The organism is Catenuloplanes japonicus (assembly GCF_000717135.1).
In the GTDB taxonomy this organism is placed as follows: Bacteria; Actinomycetota; Actinomycetes; order Mycobacteriales; family Micromonosporaceae; genus Catenuloplanes; species Catenuloplanes japonicus.
Genome location: NZ_JNXY01000015.1, coordinates 38,933 through 48,044, shown reverse-complemented (window position 1 = coordinate 48,044; position 9,112 = coordinate 38,933). Strand labels below are relative to the sequence as shown.

The window sequence follows — 9,112 nt, the reverse complement described above, 5'->3', positions numbered from 1 at the left end:
CACCCCAGGAGAAGATCCAGTGACAGCAACGGACCGGGCACACACCCTCCGGCAGCGGCTCCTCGCCCAGCGACAAGCCGCAGGCCCGGCCGCCTCGCCCGATGATCCTGCGACGACCGGCTCCCTGATCGACGCGTTCCACCGCACGGCCACCGCATTCCCCGACCGGCCCGCGGTGCGGGATGCGGCAGGCACCCTGTCGTACCGGGACCTGCGGTCACGTGTCGCAGGCACCGGCGACCGCATCAGGGGGCTGATCGGCGACGGTCAGCCGGTGGCGCTGCTGCTGCCACGTTCCGCCGACATGGTGGTCGCGGCGCTGGCGGTCGTGTGGGCGGGCGGGTACTACATACCACTCGATCCCGAGGCGCCGGCCGAACGCAATGCGTTGATTCTGGCCGACGCCGCGCCCGCGCTGATCGTCACCACCGCGCAGCTGAACGCCCTGGCCCCGGATGAACTGCCACACCTACTCCTCGGTGATCCCGCCGAACCGGCCGGCGACAGCGCACCGCCGGACACGTCACCGGAGGCGCCCGCGTACGTCATCTACACCTCCGGGACCACCGGGGTGCCGAAGGGTGTCGAGGTGTCGCAGCACAACGTGCTGCGACTGTTCGAGGTCACGCGTCCGCTGCTGGGCTATACCGAGCACGACGTGTGGAGCCTCTTTCACTCGTTCGCGTTCGACTTCTCCGTCTGGGAGATGTGGGGGCCGCTGTTGTCCGGCGGCTGCGTCCTCGTGGTCGACCGTGGCACCGCGCGGGACCCGGTCGCGTTCCACCGCCTACTGGCCCGTGAGCGGGTCACGATGCTCAGCCAGACGCCCACCGCGTTCCAGGCGCTGGTGAGCGCCGGCCAGGACGATGCGGGCAGGCTGCACCTGCGCTGGATCGTGTTCGGCGGCGAGGCGCTGCGCTTCGGCGACCTGCGGACCTGGGTCGGCATGTACGGCGACAACTCGCCCCAGCTGATCAACATGTACGGCATCACGGAGACGACCGTGCACGCCTCCTACCGAAGAGTCCGCGCCGCGGATCTCGGCCAGCCCGCCAGCCTGATCGGTCAGCCGCTGCCTGACCTGCGCTTCCATCTACGCGACGAGGACGACCGTCCGGTGCCGCACGGACAGAAGGGTGAGCTGCTGATCAGCGGACCGGGCGTCGCGCGCGGTTACCGCGGCCGGCCGGAGCTGACAGCGGAACGGTTCGTCATGATCGCCGGGCCGGACGGTGAGAAAGTCCGCGCGTACCGGTCCGGTGATCTCGTCCGGCGCACCGGGGACGGCGAGTGGGAATACGTGGGCCGGACCGACGACCAGGTGAAGATCCGCGGCTACCGCGTCGAGCTCGGTGAGATCCGTGCGGCGCTGATGGATCTGCCAGGAACACGCCAGGCCGCGGTGCTCACGCATGAGCTGCCCGGTACCGGGCCCGTACTGGTCGCGTACGTGGTGCCGGAGCCGGGCACACGCCCGGAAATCGGTGCCGTACGCGCGGCACTGCATCAGCGTCTGCCGGATCACATGCTCCCCTACGACGTGGTGGCGCTCGACCGGTTGCCGCTGACCGTGAACGGCAAGCTCGACCGGGCCGCACTGCACTACTCGCACAGCACGGCGCACCCGGCCTCCGCACCGCACGGAAATCCGGCTTCCGCACCGCACGAAGACCCGCTCACCGAGGCGATGCTGGAGCTGATGCGTGGATTCGTGCCGCGGATAACCGCGACCGCCGGCTTCTTCGACGCCGGCGGGCACTCGCTGCTGGCCACCCGGCTACTGGCCGCGGTACGCCGGGACTTCGGCGTCGTGGTGCCGCTGCAGGACTTCCTGCGCGCACCGACCGCCACCGGGCTGGCCGGCGCGGTCCGTGACGGCCGGGGCGCCACCAGCGCCGGCGGGGCCGGCAGCGTGCAGCTGCTGTCCCTGGCCGAGAACCGGTCCGGGCATACCACGCTCGTCACCCTGCCCGGTGTGTTCGGCATCGGCGCCGCCATGGTCCGGCTGTCCGTGCACGTCCGGGACCGGTCCGTCTACGCGCTCCACACCCAGGACTTCGTCCGTGCCCACACCGGGCAGCTGACCGCGCGTGGCCTGGCCACCGCCTGTCTCGAGGCGGTGCGCTCCTCCGGAGTGACCAGAGTGCACCTGGCCGGGCACTCCATGGGCGGTGTGCTGGCGGCCCATCTGGCCGGACTGCTGCCCACGGCCGGGATCCACGTCGACGGCCTGATCCTGCTGGACGCGCCGAGTCCGGGCGCGATCCGCGCCCGGACCTCTGCCCCGCAGCGTGCGTTCCTGCAGGACGTGGCCGTCGCGTTCCCGGACCACACCGCGCAGTGGCGCGAGCAGGCCGGCGCCGTTCCCGGCCCGGACGATCCTGGACTGATCGACTGGGCCGCACGCACGGCGGCTCCCGCGCTGGTACCTCTCATCGGCCCGCTCGGTGAGGCGTTCGCCGCCTACCGCGCGATGTACGCCGCGCTCGCCGCCGACCTGCCCCGCCTCGACCGGCCCGCACTGCTGATACAAGCGGGCCAGGAATCGTCGGAGCACGACCCGACGTACCTCGCCGGCTGGAACGAGGTGTTGCCGCGGCTGGCCCGCACGGTGCTACCGACCGGTCACGAACAGATGCTGCACGAGCCCGACGTGCAGCTCACCGCCGCCGCGCTGACAACCTTCGTCCGCACGCTGGAGGCCGGACAGTGACCGGCATGTCATCGCCGGCGCGGGCGAGGACCCTGGTCACCGGCTCCGCCATCATGAGCCTCGGCAACTCGATCACCGTGCCGTTCCTGGCCATCTATCTGCGTACCGAGCTGCACGTGTCCATCTCCACCGTGGGACTGCTGCTCGGATGCGCGATCCTGTTCGCGATCATCGGCGGCTTTCTCGGCGGGGCACTGTCGGACTCGATCGGCCGCCGGCCTGTCATGGTGGCGGCCATCCTCGTGGTCATCGCCTCATTCGCCGGCCTCGCCATCGGTGGCGACGTCGTGACCGCGTTCGTCTGTACCGCGACGCTCACCACCGCCTCCAGCTCCTTCAGCCCGGTGGCGAAGGTGCTGCTCAGCGATCTGGTCGCGCCGGCCGACCGGCCGCGGTGGTTCTCCTACCAGTATCTGGCGATCAACGCGGGTTACGCGATCGGCCCGCTGCTGGGCACCGCGGTCGGGCTGACCGGCGACCGTACGTCGTTCGTCGTCGCCGCCGGCATCTACGCGCTCTACCTGCCGGTCGTGGTGATGGTCGCCGCCCCGGCGCGGACGGCGCCGGCAGACGGGAACACCGGCCCCGGCATGGTTCCGATGCCGCAAGGATGGTGTACCGCGCTGCGACGTACCGTCCTGGCCCTGGTCACCGACCGGCGCCTGGCCTGGTTGCTGATCGCCGCGATCCTGCTGGAGACGGTACACAACAAGATCTCGGTGCTGCTCGCCCAGCACTTCGCCGGGTCCGCCGCGAACAGCGCCTATCTCCTCGGTGCGGTGATGACGACGAACGCGGTCGCCGTCATCGGGCTGCAGACCGTACTGGCCCGGCACATGTCCCGATTCGATCCGCTGCGTGCCATGACCGCGGGCGGCGTGCTGACCTTCGCGGGGATGGCGGGCTTCGCCGTGTCGGCGCAGTTGTGGCACTACGTCGCCGCCATGGTCGTGTTCACACTCGGCGAAGTGCTCATCGTCCCGTCCGAGTTCACGCTGCTGGACCGGATCGCGCCCGCCGACCTGCGCGGCGGCTACTTCGGTGCGCAGACGCTGTCGCAACTCGGCGGTTTCACCGGCCCGTACTTCGGCAGTCTCATCCTGTCGGCGTACGGCGGGACGGCCATGTTCCTGGCTATCGGCTCGCTGGCCCTGGTCAGCGTCGTCATCTACGTCTTCGTCGGACGGCAGGTACCCACACCGTCGCCGGTCGCTGCCGGCACACCGCGCGGGGAAACCTCGTGAGACCACCACTGACGCTCCTGCGATTGCTGGGCCGCCGGAGCCTGCGGGCGACGAGGCCTTCCGGCCGGATCGACGCCGCCGGAGTGCGGCAGCAGGTGGTCATCGACCGTGACGAACGCGGCGTGCCATGGGTCCAGGCCGGGGCCGAGCCGGATCTGTACTTCGGCCTCGGATACGCCATGGCTGCGGACCGGCTGTGGCAGATGGACGTGTTACGCAGGCGCGCACACGGCGGGCTCGCCGAGGTACTCGGTCCGTCGCTGATCGACCAGGACGTCCTGGCCCGCACGCTGTCGTTCTCCTACGCCGCCGAGCGCAGTCTCACGGCGCTGCCGTCGCAGGCGGCCGAGAACCTCGACGCGTTCGCCGCCGGCGTCAATCACCTCATCCGTCGCCTGAGGCGGCGGGCCGCGTTGCCCGTCGAATTCCAGCTGCTGCGGTACCGGCCCGAACCGTGGACGGCCGTCGATTCCGTCGCGATCATCAAGCAGCTCGGCTTCGGGCTCGGCCGCAATCTGCACCAGGAACTCTTCCGGGACGGCCTGGCCGCCCGGCATCCCCACCTGGCAGACGTGTTCTCGGTCCCCCGGTATCCGCAGGGCGGCACGACGACGCTCGGCCGGCCCGGTCCGGATACGCGCCCGGCACCGCCGGCGGCGCCGGTCACCTCCCGCCTGCCCGACTCGTCGCGTGCCTGGCTCAGCGCGCTGCTGACCGGTCAGCGCACCGGCGGCTCCAACGGCTGGGTCGTCGGAGGAGCAATGTCCCGCACCGGCGGGCCGATGCTGGCCAATGACCCGCACATCGCTTTCACCCAGCCGAACCTCTGGTACCAGGTGGGCCTCAGGCTCGGCCCCGACATCGGATACGGCGTGACCGTGCCCGGCATCCCCGGTCTCGTCGCCGGCACCAACCGTGACATCGCGTGGGGCATCACCAACGCCACCGCCGACACACAAGACCTGTTCGCGATCACCGACGCCGATCACCGGCCGCCGGAGTGGACCCGCCCCCAGGTCATCACCGTGCGCGGCGGCGCACCGGTCACCGTCACCGCCTCCGGCGGACCGGGCTACGTCCTCCTCGCCCCGTCGGCCGGCCTGTACTGGTCCGGGTTCTTCGAGTCCACAGAGGCCGAGACATGCCAGCGGATGTGGCGCGCACGCAGCTGGGGACAGTTCCGCGAGGTCCTGCGCGGCTTCGGCGTACCGGTGCTGAACTTCGTCCTCGCTGCCGCGGACGGCACGGTCGGCTTCCAGACCGCAGGCATCATTCCCCGACGGCGGGCAGCGGACGGTGTCGGCGTGTCCAGCCGGGCCGACGCCGAGCGACGCTGGCGCGCTCCTCTGAGCTTCGACGAGCTGCCTGAGTCCACCGGTGACGCCGGCAGTGTGTACGTCACCGCGAACCACAAGATCATCCCGGACGGGCGGCCGCCGCACCTCGGAGCCGACTGGGGCGGCCCGTACCGCGCGGACCGCATCACGGATCTCATCCGCCGGGCCGCACCGGGCATAGCAGCCGCCGACCACGGCCGATGGCAGATGGACACGGTCAACGGCCGGGCCGTACGGGTGCTGCCCGCTCTGCTCACCGCGCTCGCCGCCCATCCACCCGCGCGTGGCCCGGCCGCCGGCTGCTACGACATTCTGGCCCGCTGGGACTGCCGGGACGACGCCGCGCAGCCGGCCCCGCTGATCTTCGCGGCACTCATGCGGCAGCTGGCGGATCGCTGGGTTCACACCCCGCTCGGGCGAGACCTCACCGTACTCATGACCGACGTCACCCTGCAGGTCGATCATCTGGTGCTCGACGACGCCGCCCGCAAGCACGCCGGCGAGAACGAACCGTTGCCGGCCGTCGTCGGCCACGCCCTCGCCGCGGCCGCGGCGAGCCTGGCCAACACCTGGGGTCCCGACCCGGCGCAGTGGCGTTTCGGCGACCTCAACCGGATCAGGGACCGTCATCCGCTGGCGGCGGCCGTGCCTGGGCTACGTGCCTTCTTCGGCGATCCCGACACACCGGTCAGCGGTGGCGGTCAGACGGTCTGCCTGATGTACCCGACGGAGGATGGCTCCGTCACGGAGGGCGCCCCCTGGAGATTCGTCGTCTGCTTCGGCGCCGACGGTCCGCTCATCCAGGACAGCCTGCGCCACGGCGCGTCCGGCAACCCCGCGTCGAGGCACTACGACGACCAGACGATGACCCACACGCAGGGCCGCCTGCACACCGTCCCGCTGGACGGTCCCGCCAGCCCAACCACCCGCCTCACCATCCGCGCACCCCGTTGGCCCGCCACCTGACCGTCACATGCGATCGGCGGGAACCTGCGGCCCTTCGCTCATCGCCGTGCTCACCGAGAGGGGTCGGGCGACGCCGCTGACGCCCAGCGTCAGCCGGGTCGGCGCCCGGCCAGGCTGACGCTGGTGCGCCGTCCACCCCAAGATTTCTGGGAGAGCCGGCTCACTGGCGATACTTCTCCGCGATCATGTGCTATTGCCATAGGTCGGCAATGGCATCGCGACCGCCTGATCGCGACAACGCGGCGACGTTCGCGCGGCACGGCCGGCCGCAGAGGCCGCCGGGTGACCGACGACGCTGCGTCCCGACGAAGATCAAGGTATGTTCGGCGGCAGGTGTGCCGGGAAGACTGGTCGGCGAGGTCCCAGCTGTGCCCTGCCCGAGGAGCCCCGTGTCCGATGCCCCGCGCCGTCCCGCCCGTCACCTGTTCGGTCGGGGTTCCTGGCCTGAAGTCAGCCGGATCGGCGACATCCTCCGTGCCGAGACGGTCGGCGGGATGCTGCTGCTCGGCGCGGCGGTCGCCGCGCTGCTCTGGGCGAACTCGCCCTGGTCGGAGACCTACCGGGATCTCGGCGCGCTCCGGCTGGGGCCGCACGCGCTGCACCTCGACCTGACGCTGGCGCAGTGGGCCGCGGACGGGCTGCTGGCGATCTTCTTCTTCGTCGCCGGGCTGGAGCTGAAGCGCGAGTTCGTCGCCGGGGACCTGCGTGACCCGCGGCGGGCGGTCCTGCCGGTCGCGGCCGCGGTCGGCGGCATGGCCGTACCCGCGCTGATCTACACCACGATCAACGCGACCTCGCCGGGCGGGGCGCTGACCGGGTGGGCGGTGCCGACCGCGACCGACATCGCGTTCGCGCTCGCCGTCCTCGGTGTGATCTCCACGCACCTGCCGTCGGCGCTGCGCACGTTCCTGCTGACGCTCGCGGTCGTCGACGACCTGCTCGCCATCGTCATCATCGCCGTGTTCTACACCAGCTCGCTGCACCTGCTGCCGCTGGCCGCCGCGCTCGTGCCGCTGGCGGCCTTCGCGTTCCTGGTGCAGAAGCGGGTCCGCTCCTGGTGGCTGCTGCTGCCGCTGGCCGCACTGACCTGGGGCCTGGTGCACGCGTCCGGCATCCACGCCACGGTCGCCGGGGTCCTGCTCGGCTTCATGGTCCCGGTCCTTCGGAAGTCCGAGGGGCCCGGCCCGGGGCTGGCGGAGCACTTCGAGCACCGGTGGCGGCCGCTGTCGGCCGGTCTGGCGGTGCCGGTGTTCGCGTTCTTCGCCGCCGGTGTCTCGGTCGCCGGCGCGGGCGGGATCGGCGCCACGCTGCGGGACCCGGTCACGATCGGCATCGTCGCCGGTCTGGTCGTGGGCAAGTGCCTCGGCGTGCTGGGCGCGACCTGGCTGGTGCAGCGGTTCACCCGCGCGTCACTCGGCGACGAGGTCAGCTGGTGGGACGTGCTCGGCCTGTCGCTGCTGGCCGGGGTCGGCTTCACGGTCTCGCTGCTGATCGGCGAGCTGGCGTTCGGCGTCGGCAGCGAGAAGGACGAACATGCCCGGATCGGCATCCTCGCCGGTTCGGTCATCGCGGCGCTGCTGGCCACGATCGTGCTGCGCGCCCGCAACCGGCACTACCAGCGGCTGGCCGCCGAGGAGGAGCTCGACGCGGACGCGGACGGCATCCCGGACGTCTACCAGAAAGACTGATCCGGCTCGCGCCGACCGGAAACCGGCAGCAGTCGCGCTCGGGTCCGGCTGCCGATACCGGACGAGCCGGGCTCAGGTGCTTGTACGCCGCCAGGCCACCTGCTGCACGAGCAGTGTCAGCACGCCCGCGACCACGATCGCCACCAGGTTGATCACGAGCTGCAGCGCGGACCCCCAGGCCTCGCGCCCGACGCCGTAGGCGATCGCGACGGCGGCGTTCGCCGCGGCCGGCACCGTGGTCACCGAGATCAGCACGCCGACGAGCGTGCCGGCCTTCGACGAGGTCAGCGACAGGATCCCGGCGATCCCGGCGAGGAAGCCGACCACCCAGGACAGCGCGTCCGGCCGCCAGATGAAGTCGGTCAGCGGCCGCTCCGCCACCAGCATCGACCGGTCCACCAGGTCGGCGGCGGTCAGCAGCCAGATCACCAGCACGGTCACCGCCATGCCGACCGGGAACCCGACCAGCAGCGCGGTCAGCGACCGGCGCAGCAGATCGCCGCGGCGCTGCACCAGGCCGACGCACAGCGCCGCGAGCGGCCCGAACTCCGGTCCGACGACCATCGACCCGACGATCAGGATCGGCTGGTCGAGCAGCACGCCGATCCCGGCGATGACGCACGCCACCGACATGAAGGCCAGGAACGACACCGACAGCGCGGTCTCCTCGCCGGTCTTGTGCTCGATCTCCTGCCAGACCACCGCGTCGACGCCCAGACCGGGGGTGCGGTCGGCGGCGCGGTCGGCGGCGCCGGAGATCGCCATGTCGACGTTCCCGACCGCGATCGCGCCGCTCTCCTCAAGGCCCAGCGCGCGCAGCCGGTCGAAGAGGTCGCTGGCGCCCTCCCGGACCACGTCGAACTCCACCAGGTCGCCGCGGGGTGACCGGGCGGCGCCCGCGACGACGGTCACGTGGGTGACCGCGTCGTCGGCGGCGAGGATCTCCTCGACCTTCCCGGTCACCGTCTCCGGCGAGATCACCCGAATGTGCAGCACGATGACATCCCCACTCCCCGGACGGTGATCACATAGCTTACGAGTCGCCGGAGTCGGTCCCCGACGTGGATACCGGGGCCGGGCTCGGGCCAGGTCGCTACGGTCGAGCAGCATGTACCTGACCATGCGGACCAGCGGACTGCCCGGATCGAACGGCAGGAACTCCGC

General features: G+C 71.4%; 5 protein-coding genes. 4 read left to right on the top strand and 1 reads right to left on the bottom strand.

The window, feature by feature from the left end; genetic code table 11:
* Positions 1–19 precede the first annotated feature (19 nt).
* From OP04_RS49875 to nhaA, 4 genes are all read left to right on the top strand, one after another.
* Positions 20–2,713 (top strand): amino acid adenylation domain-containing protein, encoded by a 2,694-nt coding sequence (locus OP04_RS49875; RefSeq protein ID WP_051798460.1) that lies wholly within the window; start codon positions 20–22, stop codon positions 2,711–2,713.
* A gap of 5 nt (positions 2,714–2,718) precedes the next feature.
* Positions 2,719–3,957, top strand: a complete 1,239-nt coding sequence (locus tag OP04_RS20950) for an MDR family MFS transporter (protein WP_033341629.1) — start codon at positions 2,719–2,721, stop codon at positions 3,955–3,957.
* Positions 3,954–6,260 carry a penicillin acylase family protein gene (locus tag OP04_RS20945; protein ID WP_085066632.1) on the top strand — a complete coding sequence of 769 codons (2,307 nt, stop codon included), beginning with the start codon at positions 3,954–3,956 and terminating at the stop codon, positions 6,258–6,260. The genes OP04_RS20950 and OP04_RS20945 overlap by 4 nt, the downstream gene beginning before the upstream one ends.
* A 389-nt stretch (positions 6,261–6,649) precedes the next feature.
* The gene (gene nhaA / locus OP04_RS20940; protein ID WP_033341466.1) at positions 6,650–7,948 is read left to right on the top strand and encodes a Na+/H+ antiporter NhaA; all 1,299 of its coding nucleotides are present in this window, start codon (positions 6,650–6,652) and stop codon (positions 7,946–7,948) included.
* A 72-nt stretch (positions 7,949–8,020) separates the two neighbouring features.
* On the opposite strand, the gene OP04_RS20935 is transcribed toward nhaA, so the two are convergent.
* Positions 8,021–8,944: a DUF389 domain-containing protein gene (locus OP04_RS20935; RefSeq protein ID WP_033341465.1), complete on the bottom strand. Its 924-nt coding sequence runs from the start codon at positions 8,942–8,944 to the stop codon at positions 8,021–8,023.
* Positions 8,945–9,112 lie beyond the last annotated feature (168 nt).